At 73.3% G+C, this 20,205-nt stretch carries 17 protein-coding genes; 8 read left to right on the top strand and 9 right to left on the bottom strand.

Going from position 1 to position 20,205, the window contains the following annotated elements:
- Window positions 1-114: 114 nt before the first annotated feature.
- From ACZ58N_RS24680 to ACZ58N_RS24670, 3 genes are all read right to left on the bottom strand, one after another.
- Window positions 115-1,413 (bottom strand): bifunctional 3,4-dihydroxy-2-butanone-4-phosphate synthase/GTP cyclohydrolase II, encoded by a 1,299-nt coding sequence (locus tag ACZ58N_RS24680; protein ID WP_471163725.1) that lies wholly within the window; start codon window positions 1,411-1,413, stop codon window positions 115-117.
- Between the two features lie 495 nt (window positions 1,414-1,908).
- Window positions 1,909-3,249 (bottom strand): MFS transporter, encoded by a 1,341-nt coding sequence (locus ACZ58N_RS24675; protein WP_471163722.1) that lies wholly within the window; start codon window positions 3,247-3,249, stop codon window positions 1,909-1,911.
- Entirely contained in the window at window positions 3,246-4,766 is a 1,521-nt protein-coding gene (locus ACZ58N_RS24670; protein ID WP_471163719.1) for an alkyl sulfatase dimerization domain-containing protein, read from the bottom strand. The genes ACZ58N_RS24675 and ACZ58N_RS24670 overlap by 4 nt, the downstream gene beginning before the upstream one ends.
- 218 nt (window positions 4,767-4,984) lie before the next feature.
- On the opposite strand from ACZ58N_RS24670, the gene ACZ58N_RS24665 reads away from it, so the two are divergent.
- Window positions 4,985-6,184 carry an RsbRD N-terminal domain-containing protein gene (locus ACZ58N_RS24665; RefSeq protein WP_471163716.1) on the top strand — a complete coding sequence of 400 codons (1,200 nt, stop codon included), beginning with the start codon at window positions 4,985-4,987 and terminating at the stop codon, window positions 6,182-6,184.
- A 113-nt stretch (window positions 6,185-6,297) separates the two neighbouring features.
- On the opposite strand, the gene ACZ58N_RS24660 is transcribed toward ACZ58N_RS24665, so the two are convergent.
- Window positions 6,298-7,035, bottom strand: a complete 738-nt coding sequence (locus tag ACZ58N_RS24660; RefSeq protein ID WP_471163714.1) for an aquaporin — start codon at window positions 7,033-7,035, stop codon at window positions 6,298-6,300.
- A gap of 219 nt (window positions 7,036-7,254) precedes the next feature.
- Here ACZ58N_RS24660 and ACZ58N_RS24655 point away from each other — a divergent pair, with 219 nt between their 5' ends.
- The 3 genes from ACZ58N_RS24655 (at window position 7,255) to ACZ58N_RS24645 (ending at window position 10,181) form a co-directional block, all read left to right on the top strand.
- Window positions 7,255-8,112, top strand: coding sequence for an MbnB/TglH/ChrH family RiPP precursor modification enzyme (locus ACZ58N_RS24655; protein WP_471163711.1), 858 nt, complete (start codon window positions 7,255-7,257; stop codon window positions 8,110-8,112).
- Between the two features lie 204 nt (window positions 8,113-8,316).
- Complete coding sequence (locus ACZ58N_RS24650) at window positions 8,317-9,537, top strand: ATP-binding protein (protein WP_471163709.1); 1,221 nt, start codon at window positions 8,317-8,319, stop codon at window positions 9,535-9,537.
- Window positions 9,534-10,181 (top strand): response regulator transcription factor, encoded by a 648-nt coding sequence (locus ACZ58N_RS24645; RefSeq protein WP_389710207.1) that lies wholly within the window; start codon window positions 9,534-9,536, stop codon window positions 10,179-10,181. The genes ACZ58N_RS24650 and ACZ58N_RS24645 overlap by 4 nt, the downstream gene beginning before the upstream one ends.
- A gap of 165 nt (window positions 10,182-10,346) precedes the next feature.
- Here the strand turns inward: ACZ58N_RS24645 and ACZ58N_RS24640 are convergent, their stop codons facing one another.
- The 3 genes from ACZ58N_RS24640 to ACZ58N_RS24630 form a co-directional block, all read right to left on the bottom strand.
- The gene (locus tag ACZ58N_RS24640) at window positions 10,347-10,538 is read right to left on the bottom strand and encodes a hypothetical protein (RefSeq protein ID WP_471163706.1); all 192 of its coding nucleotides are present in this window, start codon (window positions 10,536-10,538) and stop codon (window positions 10,347-10,349) included.
- Window positions 10,535-12,085, bottom strand: a complete 1,551-nt coding sequence (locus tag ACZ58N_RS24635; protein WP_471163703.1) for a PqqD family protein — start codon at window positions 12,083-12,085, stop codon at window positions 10,535-10,537. Before ACZ58N_RS24635 ends, ACZ58N_RS24640 begins: the two co-directional genes overlap by 4 nt.
- 105 nt (window positions 12,086-12,190) lie before the next feature.
- Window positions 12,191-12,316, bottom strand: a complete 126-nt coding sequence (locus tag ACZ58N_RS24630) for a hypothetical protein (RefSeq protein WP_471163700.1) — start codon at window positions 12,314-12,316, stop codon at window positions 12,191-12,193.
- A 359-nt stretch (window positions 12,317-12,675) separates the two neighbouring features.
- On the opposite strand from ACZ58N_RS24630, the gene ACZ58N_RS24625 reads away from it, so the two are divergent.
- The 3 genes from ACZ58N_RS24625 (at window position 12,676) to ACZ58N_RS24615 (ending at window position 18,136) form a co-directional block, all read left to right on the top strand.
- Complete coding sequence (locus ACZ58N_RS24625; protein WP_471163697.1) at window positions 12,676-13,077, top strand: hypothetical protein; 402 nt, start codon at window positions 12,676-12,678, stop codon at window positions 13,075-13,077.
- Between the two features lie 1,088 nt (window positions 13,078-14,165).
- A complete protein-coding gene (locus ACZ58N_RS24620) occupies window positions 14,166-16,520 on the top strand; it encodes an FUSC family protein (RefSeq protein WP_471163695.1) in 2,355 nt (784 codons plus the stop codon).
- 140 nt (window positions 16,521-16,660) lie between these two features.
- Complete coding sequence (locus tag ACZ58N_RS24615) at window positions 16,661-18,136, top strand: multicopper oxidase family protein (protein ID WP_471163693.1); 1,476 nt, start codon at window positions 16,661-16,663, stop codon at window positions 18,134-18,136.
- A gap of 141 nt (window positions 18,137-18,277) precedes the next feature.
- Here ACZ58N_RS24615 and ACZ58N_RS24610 read toward each other — a convergent pair whose 3' ends face one another.
- Together ACZ58N_RS24610 and ACZ58N_RS24605 are read right to left on the bottom strand one after the other, a co-directional pair.
- The gene (locus tag ACZ58N_RS24610; protein WP_471163690.1) at window positions 18,278-18,595 is read right to left on the bottom strand and encodes a hypothetical protein; all 318 of its coding nucleotides are present in this window, start codon (window positions 18,593-18,595) and stop codon (window positions 18,278-18,280) included.
- A gap of 73 nt (window positions 18,596-18,668) precedes the next feature.
- Window positions 18,669-19,499 carry a hypothetical protein gene (locus tag ACZ58N_RS24605; protein ID WP_471163688.1) on the bottom strand — a complete coding sequence of 277 codons (831 nt, stop codon included), beginning with the start codon at window positions 19,497-19,499 and terminating at the stop codon, window positions 18,669-18,671.
- Window positions 19,500-19,792: 293 nt separating this feature from the next.
- On the opposite strand from ACZ58N_RS24605, the gene ACZ58N_RS24600 reads away from it, so the two are divergent.
- On the top strand, window positions 19,793-20,143 hold the full coding sequence (locus tag ACZ58N_RS24600) for an SH3 domain-containing protein (protein ID WP_471163686.1): 351 nt from the start codon (window positions 19,793-19,795) through the stop codon (window positions 20,141-20,143).
- Window positions 20,144-20,205 lie beyond the last annotated feature (62 nt).

The following is a 20,205-nucleotide window of genomic DNA, read 5'->3' as shown; positions in this document are numbered from 1 at the left end:
AGGAGACACCCGACGGGCGGCGACATCGACCGGAGCCGATATCGGCTCCGGTCGATGTCGGGCAGCACCGTCCGCGAGGCCGTACCGACCTCGCGGCGGCGCCGGGGCGCGCGGCTACGAGACCAGCCAGGGCAGGTCGTGGCCCATCCGGTCCCGCTTGGTGACCAGGTAGCGAATGTTGTGATCACCGGCGGGCGCCGCGAGCGGCTCCGTCCGGCCGACCCGTACCCCGTGGTCGGTGAGCGAGGTGGTCTTGGCCGGGTTGTTGGTCAGCAGCCGGCAGGCGTGGACGCCCAGGTCCTTCAGGACGTCCGCGGCGGCCCCGTAGTCCCGGGCGTCGGCGGGCAGCCCGAGGTCCAGGTTCGCGTCCACCGTGTCGCGTCCCGCCTCCTGGAGCTCGTACGCGCGCAGCTTCTGCACCAGGCCGATGCCCCGCCCCTCGTGGTCGGGCAGGTAGAGCACCACTCCGCGCCCGTGCGCGGCGATGCGGCGCAGGGCCTCGTCCAGCTGCGGTCCGCAGTCGCACCGCAGCGAGCCGAAGACGTCCCCGGTCAGACAGGCGGAGTGCAGCCGCACCGGCACGTCCGCGTCGGTGCCGGGCAGCTCGCCGTGCTCGTCGAGACCGCCCGCGACGAGGGCGACGTACTCGGAGTCCGTGTCCGTGGCCCGGTAGCCGACCGCGGTGAACTCGCCGAAGGGCGTGGGAAGGGTGACGGTCGCCACGCGCTCCACCCCGGGCTCGGTCCGGCGCCGGTACGCCGCCAGGTCCTCGATCGAGATCACCGCGAGACCGTGGGCCTCCGCCAGGACCAGCAGTTCGGGCAGCCGGGCCATGGTCCCGTCGTCGTTGACGACCTCCGCTATCACCCCGACGGGCGGGAGACCGGCCAGGCGCATCAGGTCGACGGAGGCCTCGGTGTGTCCGGGGCGGACCAGCACCCCGCCCTCGACGGCCCGCAGCGGGAACACGTGCCCCGGGCGGGTCAGGTCGCCCGGGCCGGTGGAGGGATCGGCGAGGAGACGGACGGTGCGGGCGCGGTCCGCGGCGGAGATCCCCGTGGTGATGCCGTCCCGGGCGTCGGTGGACACGCTGTAGGCGGTTCCCTTCGGGTCCTCGTTGACCGTGGTCATCGGGGGCAGCCGGAGGTCGTCGAGCGCGTCCGCGGGCATGGGGGCGCAGATGACACCGGAGGTGTGCCGGATCGTGAACGCCATCAGCGCGGGAGTGGCGTGCACGGCCGCGAACACCAGGTCGCCCTCGTTCTCCCGGTCCTCGTCGTCGACGACGATCACCGGACGGCCCGCCGAGATCTCCGCGACGGCGTGCTCGACGGAGTCGAGGACCCCGTGCGCGGCGTGCGGACCGCGCGGGAGCTCGGTGGAACCGGTGGCGGTGGTGGGGGTGCTGGTCATGGCAGGGGCCCTCCGGCCTTCGGCCCGACGCCGCCCCGGTGGCGGGCGTGGGGGGTTTCTCCGAGTAGGCCGGCCCGGGTGCCCCGGCCGCGTCCTCCGATCGGGCGAGCGGGGGTGGCGCACTGAGTGGTTCCGGGGCTGGTGCATGTGAGTGGTCGGGGTCGGAGACAGGGCCCCGGGCGCGACGTAGCGTGGGCACAGCGCACGGGAGGCCCGTGGGGGGACGACGCCCGTGCGCCCCCTCGCGCGGTCCTGCGGGCCGACCCTCTCCGTACAGGGAGTCGGTCGGCGACCGCGCGAGCCCCGCGGAGCGGCCGCGGGCGCACGTGCTCGGTTCGACAGGTGTGCCCGCGGCTCCGCTCCGTGTTCGGCGGCGGTGGTGCCGGGTGGGCGGCGAGGCGGAACGTCGCCCCGGGGACCGGCCGCCACCGCCGCCGACTCCCTTCCGGGCGGCGGGCCCGGCGGCAGGACGTTCCGGCCGGTGACCAGCGGACATCAGGGTTCCGGGATCCCCAGGCGGCGGGCGTCCCGTTCCGGGCGGAGGAACAGTGCCGCGAGCAGGCCGGCGAGGGCGAGCAGCGCGGCGGTCAGGAGCCAGGCGTGCGTGTAGCCGGTCACCGCGGTCGGCGCCGCGTCCACCACCCGGCCCAGCACCACCGGGGCCAGCACCCCGCCCAGGGAGGCGACGCCGACCACGGTCCCGAGGACGACACCCCGCAGACGGGGCGTCGTGATGCGGCCGCAGGCGGTCTGACCGACCGTCATCATCACCATGGACAGGCCCATGCCCAGCATCATCGGCAGCTTCAGCCACAGGGCCTGCGCGGTGCCGAACACCGCCACCGCCGCGGCGGAGCAGACCATCAGCAGCCCCGCGCCCGCTCCGGGCGGCAGGCTCCGCCGTCCGGGGGCCGCCGGACGGCGGCTCAGCATGCCGTGGCCGAGGAGTACGGCGGCGTTGGCGAGCGCTCCGGCGGCCACCGCGATGCCGACCTGGTGCGTGTCCCAGCCCAGAGCGGTGTGCAGGTAGTCCGGGACCCAGGTCAGCTGCGAGCTCATCAGCCAGTAGGCGGCGAAGCACCCGAAGCCCCCGGCGAGGACGGTGGGCGACAGCAGGATCCGGCGGAGCGACGGCTCGCCGACGCCGCCGACCCGGGCCGCGGCGGGAGGGCCCGTCCCGTCGAACGCGTCCGACGGGCCCCGGCTGCGGGCCCGCCCGGTGAGCGGCGGCGCGAGCGGTCCCTCGCCGCCGCGCACCGCCCACACGGCGGCCCAGACGAGACCCGCGCAGCCGACGACGCCGAAGGCCCACCGCCATCCCCACCAGCCGATCACCAGGGACAGGGCGGGGGCCGCCACCGCCACGCCGACGGCCGCCCCGACCAGCAGCACGGCCGTGGGCAGGGTGCGTTCGTGCTGCGGGAACCAGCCGTACAGGTGGTGCACGGCGACCGGCGCGGCCGGGCCCTCCGCCGCGCCGAGCAGCACCCGGGTGGCGATCAGCGTTCCGAAACCGGCGGAAGCGGCCAGCATCGGCAGCTGGGCGGCGGACCAGGCCAAGGCCATGAGCAGCAGCAGGACGGTGGTGCGCACCGTGCGGGTGAGCAGGGAGACGCCGACCGCGGACAGCGAGAAGAGGGCGAAGAACGCGGCCTGGGTGGCACCGAACTCCTGCCTGCTGAGGCCGAGTTCGCGCATGATCTCGGGGCCGGCCAGACCCAGTACCGCCTTGTCGGCGAAGTTGACGACCATGAACAGCAGCAACATCCAGGCGGTGGCCCAGGCCCCGGCCGGCGCGGGAGCGTCGCCGGGCGGGCGGGTGGAGACGACCGTCATACCTGGCTGCCGTCGGTACCGCGACCGCCGGCCATGAGCTCCTCGGAGTCGGGGTCGCTCCGGCCGGTCTCCCCGGTCGACCGGGTGTCCCCGCCGACCCCGGTCTCCTCGCGGGGCGCGTCGCCCTCGTCGGTGAGGCCCACGCCGATCCGGCCCCCCGCGCGCCGCGCGCCCTGGGGCGTACGGGCCAGTTCCGTGGCCACGTCCGTCCGTTCGGCCAGCGCGGAGGATTCGGCTGCGGCCCAGGCGAAGATGCCCCGGGCCATCGTCGATTGCTCGACACCGGCCCGGGTGGTGTAGACACGGGCCCGGATCCGGGCCACCTCCACGTCCTCGGGCGCGGCGAGGGCGGCCATCTCGGCCAGGTGCGAGGCCAGCCGGAGCCGCCCCTGCGCCAGCAGCCGGTCGGCCCGGTCGGCGAGCGCGCGGGCACCGCCCGCGGCGGCGGCCAGTTCGACGGCGACCTCGGCCTCGGGGGCGGGCTTGAGGTGGGCGGGGTTGAGGTCGTACCAGCCGCCCCACAGCCGCCACAGGTTGCGGACGACGAACTCCGGTTCGTCGTAGCCCGGGTGGAGGTAGGGCCGGGCGAGCAATTCCTCCGGAACGCGTACCCGTTGCACCACCTCGTCCAGACGGAGACCCTCGTTCATGAGCGCGCGGGTCCGGTCGCACAGGGTCTCCAGCAGCCGGGCCGTGTCGGTGAGGGCCCGGTGGATCCGCTCGGCCCCCACGATGGGAACGCCGTGTCCGGGGAGCAGCAGTTCCGCCCCCAGGGCCGCCATGTCCCGCAGGGCCCGGGCCCATTCCTCGGGGTGCCGCTGCACCTTCTGCGGGTTCCCCGCGTTGGGGGAGTGCCAGATGAACAGGTCTCCGGTGCACAGCGTCCGGGCTTCGGGCACCCAGACGTACGTGTGGTCGTCGGTCTCGCCACGGGCGTGCACGAGCTCGAAGGTGAGGCGGCCCCGACGCAGGGTGTACCGGTCGCGGTAGGTGGTGTCGGGGTAGCGGTAGTCGGTGGGCCACTCCAGCCACGGGACGCCGAACTGGCGGCGGTTGATCCACGTGTTGTAGCCCGCGGTCCGGCGGTACCGGTCGAAGCGGGCCGCGACGGCCTCGTGGGCGACGACCTCGGGGCTCCGGTCCTCGGCGTCGAAGGGCGCGATCCCGCCCACGTGGTCGACGTGGCCGTGGGTGAGCACGACGGCGCGCACCGGATCCGCGGAGAAGGCGCGCACCGCCGCGTGCCGGTCCGCGGCGGTGATCACGTCGCCGGAATCCACCAGGACCAGGCCCTCGCCGGTGTCGAAGGTCATCGAATTCGCGAAGCCCGGGTAGAAGCCGATGCCGGGGCCCACCAGGACCAGCCGGTTCCCGGTGAACTCCCCGGCCAGGTGGGCCCCGAGGTCCGCCTTGCCGTGCCACACCCGGTCGGCGTACGCGAGGTACTCCCGCGAGCGTTCGTGGGTCGCGCCACCGGCGCGCGGTTCCGGGGAGGCGGGTGCGGAGGGTGCGGTCATGCGCGTGGCTCCTTCTCGGTCCGATCGGGTGGCGCGCCCGCGGTGGGCCGGCGCCCCGTCGTGGTTCGGCAGGGCGCCGCGCCGATCGGGGGAGGTGCCGGAGCGGCGCCCCGGGAGCCGAGTCTGGGCGCGCCGGCCCGGTGGCGACACCGGTTCTCGTCACACCCGTACGGGGCCACTAGGGTGATGCGTCACATCTCGCGACTCTGGGGGGACGCGTGGTTTCCGACTCCGCCCGCGCACTGGCCGTGCGCTGCGAATCCCGGACCAATGCCCTGGCACGACGGATGAGCAGGGAGTTCTTCGAAAGCGTGCCGGGCTACGGAACCCTGCCCGCGGACCTCAAGGACCTGGAGATCGCGGCAACCGTACGCCACGGTGTCCGCCTCTTCCTCCGGGGCGTGATCTCCCCGCCCGCCGCCCCCGACGGATACCGGCTGTTCCGGGAGCGGGCCGCGCAGCGCGCCGAGGAGGGGGTGCCGCTCGACCTGCTGCTCCGCACGTACGCGATGGGCGTGTACGGACTGTGGCAGGTGATGCGCGAGGAGGCCGGGCCGGACGACGGACCGGCCCTCGCCGAGCTCGTGGACCTGCTGTTCCAGTCCCAGGCCGAGGTCGTCGGAGCGGTCACGCAGCACTACCTCCACCAGCGGGACGCCCTGGAGAGCGACCGGCGCACGGACCGGATCCGGCTGGTGCGCGGCCTGCTGCACGGGGTGCTCGACCCGGACGAGGCGCGCCGCGCGGGCCTCGTCCTGGACGGCCCGCTGCTGCTCCTCGCCTTCCACGCCGGGCGGGTGGACGCCCCGGACGGTCCCGTCGCGGAGCGCCGTCGCCGGAGCCGGATCCGCGCGGCCCTCCAGTCGGCCTTCGGGGCGGACGTACCCGCCCTGACGGACGGAGCACCGGAGGGGGGCGGAGCCTTCGGTCAGGCCGTCGTCCCCCGCTGCGGGGAGGTGCCCGACGATCTGGCCCGGCTCCTGGAGGAGGGCTACGGGGCGCCGGTGCGCGTGGCGGCGGCCGTCGCCACGGACGCGGCGGGGATCCCCGAGGCGGCCCGGACGGCCGGGGAGATCGTCCGGATAGCCCGGGCCCGGGGCCTGCCGGCCGGCACGGTGCACCGGCTGGACGACGTACTGCTGGAGTTCCACCTGTCGCGGCCCGGTCCGAGCGGTGAACGCATCGCCGCCCTGCTCGATCCGGCGGCCGACCGGCCCGAACTGCTGGCGACGCTGCGGACCCACCTGGAGCTGTGCCTGGACCGCCGAGCCACCGCTTCCGCGCTGGGCGTCCATCCCAACACGGTGGACAAGCGGCTGACCCGGCTGACCGTCCTGACCGGCCTCGACCTGACCTCGCCGCACGGCACCGCGCTCGCCCTGGCCGCCCAACTGCTCCGCGAGGCGCCGACCCGCTGACGTCCGACCATCCGCGGACCGGGCCGACCGGGCCCCGGACCGCAGGCGGTCCCGCCCCCGGCGTCCGGGTGCGGGACCGTCGCGCCGCTCACCGGCGGGCACGGGACCTGCGGTCAGGCCGCCGGGATCCTCAGTGTCGTCCCCCGAAGGGGTTCCGCCGACCGCAGGGCCACGACCGCCACCGGATGGAGCAACCGGTCGATGCCGGCGGCCAGGGCGCCACCCACCAGCGGGGCCAGCAGGAACAGCCACAGCTGCGACAGGGCCGCACCGCCCGCGAACAGGGCCGGGCCGAGACTGCGCGCCGGGTTCACCCCGGTGCCGGTCAGGGGGAAGCCGACGAAGACCACCGCGGCCAGGGTGAGGCCGGCCGCGGCGCCACCGACGCCCGGCGCGGCGGTCCGACGGGTGACGCCGAGGACCACCAGGACCAGGAGCAGGGTGAGGACGGTCTCGGTCAGGAAGGCACCGGCGCCGCTGATGCCCATCTCGGAGCGGACGCCCCAGCCGTTGGACCCGAAGGTCCCCTGGGTGACGAAACCGGGGATGGTTCGCGCCAGCGCGTACAGGACGGCCGCGCCGACGACGCCGCCGGCCAACTGGGCCACCGCGTAGGCCGCGGCCTTACGGGGACCGATCCGCCGGGCCAACAGCATGCCGAGGGTGACGGCGGGATTGAGGTGGGCGCCGGAGACCGGGCCCAGGGCGTAGGCCAGGCCGACGAGGACCAGGCCGAAGACGAGGGCGACGCCGGTCGGCCCGATGACGGGGGCGCCGATGGCGGCGGCCCCGACACCGAAGAAGACCAGCAGGGCGGTTCCGGCGAACTCGGAAAGGACAGCTCTGTTCATCGTCGTGAGCTCCGTGACGCAGCAGGTTCGGGGAGGTGGTGCTCCTTCGACTGTTCCCGCCGGGACCGTCGGGCCGTGTCCTCCCCGAGGTCCGTGCGGGGTACGTCCCCGTCCCCCGTCCCGTCACCCGAACGCACTACAGGGCCGGCCCCGGGCCCGCCCTAGCGTGGCGGCAGCGCCGGTTTCCCGGTGCCCGTCCCACGGACAGGAGGACCAGGAATGCTTGCCGACCTTCCGTACCTCGGCTCCGGTCTCGGCTACCGCACCGAGATCTCGGCGGAGATCGACGCCCATCCCCGGGCCGCCGACTGGCTGGAAATCATCACCGAGCACTACCTGGACGCACCGCCCGACGCCCGCGAACGGCTCCACCGGCTCAGGAAGCACCACCGGCTCGTGCCGCACGGCCTGGAGCTGTCGCTGGGCGCCCCCGAGGAACCGGCCGCCGGCTACGTCGAGGCGCTGGCCGCACTGGTCGCGGAGATCGACGCACCCTGGTTCAGCGACCACCTCTGCTTCACCCGGGCCGGCGGGATCTCCCTGGGCACCCTCGTACCGCTGCCACGACTGCGGGAGATCGCGGCGGCCGTGGGCCGCCGCGCGCAGCGGGTGCAGGACGCCGTCGGGGTCCCCCTCATCCTGGAGAACATCACCTACTACCTCGACCTGCCGTCGCCCCTGACCGAGGCCCAGTTCATCACCGAGGTGATGGAACACTGCGACTGCGGCCTGCTGCTCGACCTCACCAACCTCGACATCAACTCCCGCAACCACGGCTACGACGCCCAGGAGTTCCTCGACACGATCCCGCTGGAACGCGTCGTCCAGGTGCACCTCGCGGGCGGGACGGAGGGCGACGAGGGGCACATGGCCACCGACACGCACAGCGCCCCCGTGCCCGAGGCGGTATGGCACCTGCTGTTCCAACTGCTGAACCGTACGACGTCGGTGCGCGCCACCCTCGTCGAACGCGACCAGGACTTCCCCGACGACTTCGGTGAACTGCGCGCCGAACTGAGCCGGGCCCGCGGGATCCTGCACGCTGCCGGGGCCCTGCCGCACCCGGCCTCCGCCTGACGTCCACCGCCCGCCGCGCCGGGCCTGGCGGGGCACCGTGCACGACCCCCACGGGTGGGATGCCGGGCACGGTGCCCACGATCGGAACCGGGGGTGCGGAAACCCCACGTACGGCAGGATCCGCACAGCGGTACCTAAACTGGGCGTGTGCGCCACAGTGGCAGCGGAACGGCAGCGGGACGCGCGGTCGGACACTGGCCGCCGGTGGCACCGGACGCCCCCGGGGCCGAGGCCGTCGCGGACATTTTCCTCGACTTCGACCGGCAGGGTCAGCGGCTGCGCAGCATCTTCCGACTGGCTCTGGTGGGCGTCATGGCGCTCGTGGCCTGGGCGGGTACGCCCCCCGACCAGTGGCCCGCGCAGTTCGTGCTGGTCGGCGGGTACGGGCTGGTGTCCCTCGTCACCTGGTGGATGTGGCGCCACCGCCCCGAGCGGGCCCAGCGGATCCGCCGGCTGGCACCGATGGCGATCGTCGACGTGGCCGCCGTGTCCGCCCTGCAGTTCCTGTCCATCGGCAGCTACCTCTCCCTGGGCCTGTTGGCGTTCCTGCCGTTCTTCACGGCGACCCACCCGGGCAGGCGCGCACTGCTGCTGTCCGTGGCCGCCATCGCCGCCGGCGGCTCCGTGCTGACCGACTCGGCCTTCCGCCGCGAGCTGAGCGGTGCGGAGGGGCTGGCGCTGATGGCGATGCTGGTCCTGTTGTGCGTGGTGGCGATGGCCGTGTCACGGGTGCAGGACCGCCGGCTGGAGCGGGTCGCCGCCCTCACCATCAGCCGGTCGATCCTGCTGCGGGACGTGGTGTCCGCCGAGGCGCGCGAGCGCCGCACCGTCGCCGAGTCCGTGCACGACGGACCGTTGCAGACGGTCCTGGCCGTTCGCCAGGACCTGAGCCAGGCCCGCAAGACCCCGGACGGGGCGTCCGCCCTGCTGGAACGGGCCTTCGAACTGCTCGGGGACGTGTCGCAGGAACTGCGGCAGGTCAGCGTCACGCTCCACCCGTCGGTACTGGAACAGGCAGGGTTGGCGGCCGCCGTGCGCTCCCTCGCCCGGACGACCTCGAAGCGGACCGGGATCGCCGTCGAATGCGAGCTGGACCACCCGCGGCGCCACGGCGTCGACCCGGTCGTGTTCGGCCTGGCACGGGAGCTGCTGGCCAACGTCGAACGCCATTCCGGGGCCGATCACGTCCGCGTGGGGCTGCGGGACACCGGAGCAGCGGTGATTCTTGAGGTGAGGGACGACGGCGTCGGCATGGACGAGGAGGTGCTCGCCGACCGACTCGCCGAAGGACACATCGGACTCGCCTCGCAGCGGGCCCGGGTGGAGGCCCTGGGAGGCCGCATGGAGCTGGTTCCCACCGAACGGGGCACCTGGGTGCGCGTCACCCTGCCCGAGCCCGACCGCGCCGATGTGGAGGCACCATGACCTACGGACAGCCCAGGGTGCGGGTCGTGGTCGGCGACGACCACCCGGTGTACCGGGACGGAATCGTCTCCGCGCTCAACGGCAGCGGCCGCGTCGAAGTGGTGGCGGCGGTCGGTGACGGCCGCACCGCCCTGGAGGCGATCCGCGAACACCGCCCGGCCGTGGCCCTCCTCGACTACCGCATGCCCGAACTGGACGGCCTGGAGGTGGCGCACGCCGTCGCCCGGGACGAACTGCCGACCCGCGTGCTGTTGCTCTCGGCCACGACCGAGAGCGACGTGGTGTACCGGGCGGTCCAGGAGGGCGCGGCGGGCTACCTGTCCAAGGAGTCCGACCGCGACGACATCATCGCGGCGGTGATGGCCTGCGCCAAGGGCGAGAACGTGCTGCACCCGGAGCTCGTCACCGGGCTGGCCTCGGAGGTCCGGCTGCGGGCCCGATCGGAGGAACCACTGCTCAGCGCACGCGAGCGGCAGGTCCTCCAGATGATCGCCCAGGGCCTGTCGGTCCCCGACATGGCCAAGGAGCTGTACCTGGCCCCCACCACCGTCAAGACCCACATCCGCAGGCTGTACGAGAAGCTCGGCGTCTCCGACCGCGGCGCCGCGGTCGCGAAGGCGATGCGGACGCACATGCTGGAGTGACGGTGTCACGGGGTGTCGTGGGGACGGGGCCGGAGACGGAAGGCGCCGCCCCCGCGAACACGGAGCGGGGCCCGCATCCGACCGGCCCCGGACGATCGCCTCCGGGACCGGTCGTCATGGCGACCGAAGCGGTGCGGCCGTCGGCCACGCGATGCGGCCGCCGCTTCAGCCGCCGCACCGCGCGCAGTGCATGGCCGCGACCACGCGGACACTGCTCGTGCCCATGCCCCGGGCCTGGGTCAGTTCCCGGCGCGCCACGCGCACGTGCGCATCGCAGACCGCCGCACCGCACACGCGGCACACGGCCTCGGCGGGCCGGTGGTGTCCGGAGTCCGTCCGGCAGAGGTGACAGTTCATCGCGTTGCTCCCTCGGTCGCACGGGATCCGGCGGCGGCCGGAGCGGCGGTGCGGGTGGTGGCGGGGACGGTGACACCGGCGGGCGGCGGCGCGCCGGTGGGGGCGATCAGGCCGGCGGACAGCAGGGCCTCCAACGCCGCCCCGAGACCGGCCGGGCCACCCGGAGCCTGCGGCAGGTAGGCCGCCTCCATGGCCCGCAGGTCCCGGCCGTCGCACAGTGAGAACACGAACCAGGCGTGCGCGTTCAACCACACCATCCGGCTCGATCCCGGCGCGACGGCCAGCAGCGTGCCCTGGTCCTGGAGCGGCAGGACCGTGATCGGCCGTCGCTGGTGGTAGCCGCCGGGATGCGGGAGGGCCGCCGGGTCGGGCGCCGACCCCGGTACCCGGTCGGCGGCGGGTTCCGGCCGCCGGTCCGTGGGCGGGAGTCCGGGAACCAGCGGAGCGACCGCGTCGAGGAGTCGCACCACCATGGCCCGGCCGTCCGAGGTCAGCGCGTCCCCGTGGGCGTGCAGGGCCTGGCAGGCCAGGTACCGGGTGCGCTCCTCACTCGTCGCGTACGTGCCTTCCGCCGCGGCGACGCTGCCCGGCGTGCAGGCACCGACCGACTCGCGGGCGGGCGGCTCCCCGAAGCGGCGCCGCAGGTCCGCCGGGGCGGCGGCAGCGGCGGCGAAGAAGAGCACCATGTGGGCGTAGACGTGCAGGGAGCTGTAGACCCGGCGCAGGTTCCAGTCCACCACCCGCCAGGGCGGCACCCCTGTCATCCGGCCGATGTCGGACACCAGGGCGCCGGTGCGCATGATGTCGAACATCTTGAGGTGCAGCGACTCGTGGAAGAGGAGTTCGGCGGCCTTCCACGGGTCGGTCAGCGCGTGCGGGGACAGGAAGAGCGCGGAGGGCAGCCGGTCGCCACAGGCGAAGGAGTGCACGCTGCCGTCCTCGTCCTCGCCCTCGGCGAACCCGACCAGCGCGACGTGCCGCAGGGCACCCGCCCCGGTGTGGGGGAGCAACTCGGCGAGCAACTCGGCTCCCCGGGACAGCGCGGTCAGTGCCTCGGCGTCGGGTTCGACCCGGCGGCTCACCCCCATCTCCTCGAAGACGTCGTCACGCCGCCGGCCGAGCGCGGTGAGCATCGGGTGTGCCTCCTCCGGCAGGGTGGAGGTCCACACCCAGGCCGGTCCGAGTGCGGGCCACGGCTGGTGGTGGGTTTCCATGAGCCCTTCGCAGGGGCCCAGCGCGTCCTTGGTGGAGCCCGACTGGCGGAGCATCAGGGCCAGGGTGCTCGGCTCGGACGGCCGGCTCAGGGCCACGGCGAGGTCACGTTCGAAGGCGTTGTGGAGCACCGGATCGCACAGGAGGCGCCGCAGGCCGGCGGTCGGCAGTCGGCCGACGCGACCGAACTCCGTCGCGTGGCGCGGATGACGCCCGGCGAGGATCCGCAATCCGACGCGGAACCGTGCGGTGTTGCGGGCGTCGATGGTGTCGGCGGAGCCGAACCGCGGGTCGGTACCGAGCATCCGGTCGATCTCCGTGAGGTTCCGGGGCATGCGATTCACCTTGCTGTGCGGGGGAGGGGGGCAGGGGGTGGGGCTGGAGGCTTCCGGAGGGCGGGCCCGGAACCGACGTTCACGTCGATCCCGGGCCACCCCCGGTCACCGGGCCGCGGGTGCTACCAGCGGGGGGATCCAGTCGCGCTCCTCCGCGAGGTCGAAGTTGACCTCGGCGACGTCCAGGAGCGGTTCGGTCAGGCGGGGCGGGGCGACGTGTGAGGTGGGCATGGCGCGTCCTTCGTCAGAGTGGGGTCAACGGTGGATTCACCGCGCCTTCACGCTAGGCAGGGCGTGCGCGCCCGCTCGTCATCCGTTCGGCGGGCTCCCGGGATGACGCACCGTTCCCCGCTCCGCCAGACCCTCCGCGGCGCGGCGTCGGTTCGACCGGCCCGCTCCGCCCTCCGGCTGCCGTTCGGCCCGATCCAGCCGGCGTTCCCCACCCGTTCCTCCACCCCGTGGACCGATCGGGGGACGCGTCGAGCGGGAGCCGCCGGCTTCACTGGAACCAGCGCTCGGGGCAATCCCGCCCCTGGGAACCGAACCGGTCCCGTCGCGCCGCAACCCGAAACCACCGGAGGCCCAGGAACATGTTCTCGACCCGAGCTCTCACCACTGCCGGACTGACCGCGGGCGTACTCGCCCTCACCGGAGTCACCGCCTTCACCGCCCAGGCCGCCACCGGCCCGCAGCTGCAGGCCTCGGGCGGCAAGAGCCTGGCCGCAGCCACCCCCGAACACCGGATACCGACGGGCAAGGAGCTCAACGTCCTTCCGTCGGGCAAGGACCTCAACGTCCTTCCGTCGGGCAAGGACCTCAGGGCCCTGCCGTCGGAGAAGGCGATCAGTTCCCTTCCGTCGGGCAAGGAGCTCAACGTCCTTCCGTCGGGGAAGGAGCTCAACTCCTTGCCGTCGGAGAAGGCGATCAGCTCCCTTCCGACCGGTGAGAAGGCGATCAGCTCCCTTCCCACCGGTGAGAAGGCCATAGCCTGACCGTGTGTCCCCGAGGGGCCCGGAGCCGTGCGCGGCTCCGGGCCCCTCGGGCGTTTCCGCGACGCCCGCCGCGAATGGCCGGGGGCGCAATCCGGGAGCGGCCGTGGTCTCGTTCCCGACCGTGCCGTGCCGTGCCGTGCGGGGGCGCCCGCCGTGCCGTGCCGTGCCGTGCCGCGGCCGGCCACGGCACGGTCTTGGGGCGTCGGGAGTGCGCGCCGCGGTCCGGGGTGATGGACGGGACGAGTACGAGCGGCTCGCCGGGCGCCCCGCCCGAGGCACCCCGAGCACCGCCGGGCCACGGGCGGTGGCGCACGACGAAACCCGCCGGGGCGGACTCGGCGGGTGAGGGTGCGGCTGTGGGGGCAGCAGCGGAAGGCCGGACCCTTCCTCGGGGTCCGGCCTCCGCCGTTCGTCCGTCAGAACCGGACGCGGGTGCTGCAGCCCGGGGGCGGGGGCGGGGGGCCCGCGCAGGAGATACAGCGCGTCATCGGGTCGGTGTACCGGCGGGCGGCCGCGGGAACCAGTTCGATTCCCAGCGGTGCGCCGCGGCCCGTGACGGGGGCCGCTGTGGTCTTCACCATCGTCGTGCTCCTCTCGGTGGGGGTTCTGCGTACGACATTAGGGAGGCACGGGGCCCGGGCCGGTCATACGAACGGACGAGCCGTGGGACGACGGCGCCGAGCGGCGGCGGGTGCCCCCCGAGCGGTCGAGGGGGTCGGTGCGGGGGGACCGATCGGAGGAACGCCGGCGACCCGGCGCGCCGACCGAACGAAGGCTCACACGGGTCCGCCGGGTTCGTAGGGTCGGAGGTGCGCACAGGGGTGGGAACAAAGGAACAGCAGGCCGGGAGTACGGGAAGTCCGCGACATGAGGAGCATGCGCGGCTGTGACGGCAACCGCTCACTCGGGTGCAGGACCCGACGGTGACCAATCCGTGAGTAGACCCCCACAGCACATCCCGCTACGCCCCGGCACCCTTCCGGACCGGCAACCGCCGGTCCGCCTCCTTCTGCCCCCGGTGGGCCCGCGGGCGTACGGCCGTGGAGCGCCGAACGGTGCCCGGGCCGGACTCGCGGTTCACTGGAAGGGTGGCGGCCGGAAAGGACGGCGCGGTGGACGGGAAAGCGGCTGCGACGCGCGAGAAACCGCGTTCCGTGCGCGAGGCGCTCGGCGCGGCGGATCCCGGGCTGGTGCGTCTCGTCGGGGCGGCCAACACCGTCCTCGCGATCTGCCTCACCCTGGTCGTCCTATGGGCGCTCGGCTTCGCCACCCCTTACCTGGTCGCGGCCGGTTCGTCGGCGCTGGTGTGGTCGATGGTGCTCACCGGGCCGCTGCCCGGCGAGCAGGCCGTCACCCACGCCCTGAGCCTGCCGGTCGCACTGGCCTCCGCGACGGTCGCCGTGCTGCTGGAGCCGTACCCGAAGGTGTCGGGCGCGGTGTTCGTGGCCCTGCTGTTCGTCACGGTGTACATCCGCCGCTACGGTCCGCGCGGCACCGCGTTGGGCATGAACGCCTTCCAGATGTACTTCGTCATGCAGTTCGTGACGTTCACGACGCCGGAGCTCCCACGGCTGTGGGCGGCCGTGGCGGTGGCGTTCGGATGCGGGGCGGTCGTCCGGTTCGCGCTCCTGAGGACGACACCGGCCCGGTCGTTCGCACGACTCCAGCGGTCGGTCCGGACGTGCCTGGAGGACCTGGCCTCCGCCCTCGCCGAGCTGCTCGGTGACGGGACGCCCGGGCCGGCGTCCCGGGCGAGGCTGCGGGCGGTCCAGCGTCGCCTGGTGCGACTGCACACGTGCGCGCTCATGCTCCAGGACAGCGTCGAGGTGTGCGCGTCCCCGCCGGTCGCCGACCTCGTCCGGTCCCGGATGACGGAGGTCGACGTACGGGCCGAACGCATGGTGGTGATGGTGCTCCGGGCTGTCGAGGGCGGGACGGGCGCCACCGATTTCGCGCACCGGCTGCACCTGCCCGGAGACGGTTCGCGGCCCGGTGGGGGCGCCGCCGCGGCGGAGGGCCCCGCTGCCGGGTCGTCGGCGCCGCCGCGGGCCGAGAACCTGGCCGTGCGCGTACGGGCCCTCGGGCCGGCCCTGGCCGGCGGACCGTTCCCGCGGCCTTCCACCCCGCCCCCGGACACCGACGCCGTCGAAGCCGAGGCGTACCTGGCCGTGGAGGACTTCGTGCAGGCCGCCGCCGCACTGCGGGTCGCCTTCCGGGGCGACCCCCGGCAGGCCGCTCCCGGTGCGTCCACGACGCCCGGGGCCGGACCGATCCCGTCCGGGCGGCCCGCCACGGAGGGTCCGGTGGGGTGGAGCCGTCCGACCACCCGTGCGGCCGTACAGGTCGCCTGTGGTGCGGCCGTCGCCACGGTCGGCGGTCAGCTCATCTCCGTCGACCACTGGTACTGGGCCGTCCTGGCCTGCTGGATGGTCTTCTTCAACACCTCCTCCACCGGCGAGATCGCGCTGAAGGGCTACCGGAGGGTGCTCGGCACCGCCGCGGGGATGTTGGTCGGCATCGTCGTGGCGGCGGGACTCGCGGGGCACCCGTGGGCGGCCTTCCTGCTCACCCTCGCCTGCGTGTTCGGCATGGCGTACACGGCCGCCCTGTCGTACACCGTCGCCACCTTCTTCATCACGTTGATGATCGCGCTGCTGTCGGACCTGTTGGGGGACTACACCGGTGGCCTACTGCCCATCCGGATGGCGGAGACCGGGTTCGGCGTGGTGTGCGGGGTCCTCGCCGCCGTCGTGATCCTGCCCCGGGCGACGGCCCGGCAGACGGACGTCCAGTTCGCCGCGGCCCTGACCGCCCTGGCCGGGGCGCTGGAGGCGACCGTGCGCAGGGTGACCGGACCGCGACCCGCACCCGGTCCGGGAACGGGCCGTGGATCGGCCCCGCGCCTCCCGGAGGAGCCGGCGACCCCCGTCCGTGCGGCGCAGGCCCTGGACCGGGCCGTCGAGGAGCTCGGCCGGTCGGTGACGCCGGTCGTCCACCCCGTGGCACCGCACCGCAACCGGCGCAGTGCGGCGCTCCGGCTGATGGGCCTGCTGGAGACCTGCGCCTACCACGCCAGGACCCTCGCGGTGGAGGCGGAGCGGCTGGCACCCGGAGCCTGGTCCCGGTCACCCGCCGAACCGTTGTTGGGGGAGGCGTTGGGCGCCGTCAACGGGAAGCTGGCGCTCCTCACGGCACTGATCACCGATGACACCGGTGATCCCGGGGGCACCGGGGACGAGGGCCGTACCCGCGACACCGACGGCGCCACCGCCGAGTCCGGGGGCGCCCGTTCGGGTGCGGCGACCCTCGGGCCGGAGTTCGGGGCGCGCGCCGCCGGCCCGGGCGTCGGCCCGGACGCCGCGCGGTTCCTGCGGCACTTCCGGCGCCTGGACGACGACGTCCGGGCGATGGGGCTGGTCATTTCCGGAGCGGTACGACATTAATTCCGGCGGGGGTCGGAATGATCCGGCTTTGCCGGCGAAACGCGGGTCATTGAATTCATTCCGGACCACGGCGCGGCATGATCTCCCGAAGGCGGCCCCCCCAGGGTCGTGGAGAGTGCCCACTACGTCTCGGAGTCCGGATGAGAAGACATCAATTCGCCCGGTGGACCGCTGTCGCCTCGCTGCTCGGCGCGCTCGCCCTGGCCTCGGGCTGCGGTACCGCGAAGACGGGCGAGGGGCGAGCGGCGCCCTCGGCCTCCGTCGCGGCCACGCCCGCCGCCACGGTTTCGCCCTCACCGGCGCTGACCGCCGCGGCCACCGAGGATCTCCGTGACCCGGCTCAGGTCGTGAGCCGCAACGGCCTGCTGAAGACGCGCATCGTGGTCGAGCGGAAGCAGGTCCAACTCGCGGGCCGGCCCCTGTGGGCGCTCACGTACAACGGCCTGTACATGCCGCCCACACTGCGGCTGCAACCGGGCGACCGGATGGAGATCGCTTTCGAGAACAAGCTCGACCAGCAGACGAATCTCCACGTGCACGGAATGCACGTTTCACCGACCGGTAATTCCGACAATATTTTCCTGAACATCGCACCGGGCAAGACCTTCGACTTCGCCTACCAATTCCCGAAGAGTTTGGAACCGGGAACGTACTGGTACCACCCGCACCCGCACACCCTGTCCGCCGCGCAGACGGCGGGCGGTATGGCGGGCATCATCGTGGTCGACGGTCTCGACCGGTACATGCCGCCGGAGCTGCGCGGCATCACCCAGCACGTGGTGGCGCTGAAGGACTTCCAGATCGTCGGCGACCAGATCAAGACGGCCGACCTCAAGATGGGCGCGCCGACCACCCGCACCGTGAACGGCCAGCTCAACCCGCGCATCCGGATCAAGCCCGGCGAGACCCAGTTGTGGCGCCTGGCCAACATCGGGGCGAACATCTTCTACAAGGTCGCGCTGCCGGGCAGCAAGTTCCACGTCGTGGCCCAGGACGGCTACCCGGTGAACAAGGTGTACTCGGCCGACTCGATCGTGATCCCGGCGGGCGCGCGGTACGACGTACTGGTGCAGGGCGGCAAGGCCGGCACCGTCGAGTTGCAGACCCTGCCGTACAACTCCGGCAAGGCCGGCAACCAGTTCCCGCAGGCCACCCTGGCGACGGTGGAGACCTCCGGCGAACCGGTGGAGCAGGCTGCCCTGCCGACCACGTTCGCCCCGGTGGACGACCTGGGGACGGCGACCGTCGCGGGTCGCAAGACGATCGTGTTCACGGAGAACGCGGACGGCACGCAGTTCTACATCAACAAGAAGCAGTTCGACCACAACCGCACGGACTTCCGGGTCAAGCTCAACACGGTCGAGGAATGGACGATCCGCAACGACAGTGACGAGGTCCACTCGTTCCACGTCCACACCAACGACTTCCAGGTGATGAGCATCAACGGGAAGCCCCAGGTCAACTACGGGTTCCAGGACACCGTCGACGTCCCGGCCCGCGGCAACATCGTGGTCCGGTCCCGTTTCCTCGACTACACGGGCAAGACCGTCCTGCACTGCCACATCCTCAACCACGAGGACGCGGGCATGATGGCCACCCTCCAGATCGACAACTAGCAGCCCCCGGCCGACCACGCGACCCCGTCGAGCCGAGGGGGACGCCGGAAACATGCGACGGCCCGCGCCCTTGAAAGGGGCGCGGGCCGTCGGTGCGTCAGGAATGGGGAGCCCTCCGGGACCGGCCCCGGAGGGGCCGGGTCACTCGGTGTCCTCGACCGCCAGGCTCAGGGCGAGGGTCTGCAGGAGGTCCTCGGTGGAGGTGTCGAGCTCCGCGGCGTCGAGCGCCGTGGCCACGACGTCGAAGGCGAGGATGAAGCCGTTGACCAGGGCATTGAGCGGCTGGGAGACCTGCCGCAACACGGCCAGGCCCGTCTCCTCCAGGCCGGCGTCGACCGGAACGACGAACTCGGCGGGGATCACCTCTCCCAGCAGGTCGGAGACGAACTGGCTGTCGGCGCCGGACCTGATGGCTGTGAGCGCGGCGATCGCTTTGAGCTGGATCTCATTCTCCGTCATCGGGCCGAGCCTAATCCGCCCTGTGCCTGGCGCAGTTGAGGCCCGGCGGCGCGCTGGCGCCGAATTCGACGGATCAGCGGTCCAGCGCGTCGCGCAGGGTGATGCCGTGGCGGACGCGCAGTCGGCGCACCTCCCAGACCGAGAGCGCCGTCACCGACAGGGGGCCACCGAACATGAACGTGTACAGCACGAGCGGGGGCGCCGCCACGTCGGGACCGATGAAGAGCTGGAAGGCGAGGAGCGACCAGACCAGCAGGGGGGATATCAGCGCGGGAAGCAGCTGGTGCACGTCCCCGGCCCGGATGCAGGTGAACACGCACAAGTAGGCCGAGTAGAGCGTGAAGGGGATCGAGCCGAGCAGTACGGCGACGGACGCGAGCCATCCGGCGGCGAGCAGCAGGAACACCACCAGCTTGGCGAAGATCCCGTCGCCGAAGAACGCCATGACGCCCTGCAGGGCATCGGCGGGGAGCAACTCTCCCCGGAGGGACTTGAGCGACGCCCACGTGAGGAGCGGGCCGGTGGCGAGCATCACGAGCGTCATGACCGGCCTGGGCAGTCGCCCGGCGAAGTCGCGGCGCCTGTCCCGGCTGCTCATGACGAGGAAGGTGGTGATCCCGACCACGGATCCGATCGTCAGGACGAGGCAGGAGAAGCCCAGCTCGACGATCTTGCCGAGCACGAACTCCTCGCCGCCGTCGCTCAGCGGGTACGACACGATCAGCCAGAGGCCGGCGCCGAAGCCCAGTGCCATCCGCGCGCGCTGCATCCGGCCGATGGCCGGGTCGTCGACGCGCTCGGCCCTGGGGGCTTCGTCGTCGCTCGCCCTGCAGGCCCGGAGGAACGCCCTCAGGGCGCCACCGGGGGCCGACCGGGCCCGGTCGATCGGTCTGGTCCCGCTCACTTCGTGCCTCCGGGTATCACGCCTGCCGTACGAGCTCCGTGGGGGTGCGGGTCACACGGGTGGGTCACACGGGTGGGTCACGCGCCGCCATGAGGCGTCGAACACCCTATCGGCCCGCGCTCGGGGAGCTGAACGCACGTCAGGTCCGCGACCCGGGGGGCCATCCGGAGGAGGGCGGGCGTGTCCGCCCGCCGAACGGGTTGCCCGCGCGGATAGTCGAGGGGGGTGCTGAAGAGGCCGAGCGCCCGCCGGCCACTCGATGCCGGTACGGATCTGCGGAGAGCGGTGCAAGGATGAAGACAACGGTACTCGCGTGCGTGGTCGGAGCGGCCGTGCTGATCGGCCCCGGCGCCGCGACGGCAATGGCGACCGGGCAGTACGGATCCCTCCCCGCGCCGGGCGCCCCCAAGGCGGCCTACCCGGTCGGTGAGGTGGTCTCCGACGCGCCGCTCCACGTCCGGCAGAAGCCGACGGTGTACTCGGGCGTCGTGAAGGTGCTGCGTCCGCACCAGCGGATCCTGCTCAACTGCCAGAAGCGGGGCGGCTGGGTGGACGGCAATCCCGTCTGGTACCGGATCCAGGGTTCCAACGGCTGGGTCTCGGCGCGCTTCGTCCACAACCTCCAGCCGGTCCGCTCCTGCTGATCCCCGCCGGCCCCCGCCGTCGCCCCCTACCACGGCGGGGCGAGGCCGGGGGCCGGTGCGGG

The organism is Streptomyces sp. NPDC040432 (genome assembly GCF_055595445.1).
Note: the sequence above shows the minus strand (reverse complement) of the source record. Positions and strands in the feature narration are given on the sequence as shown.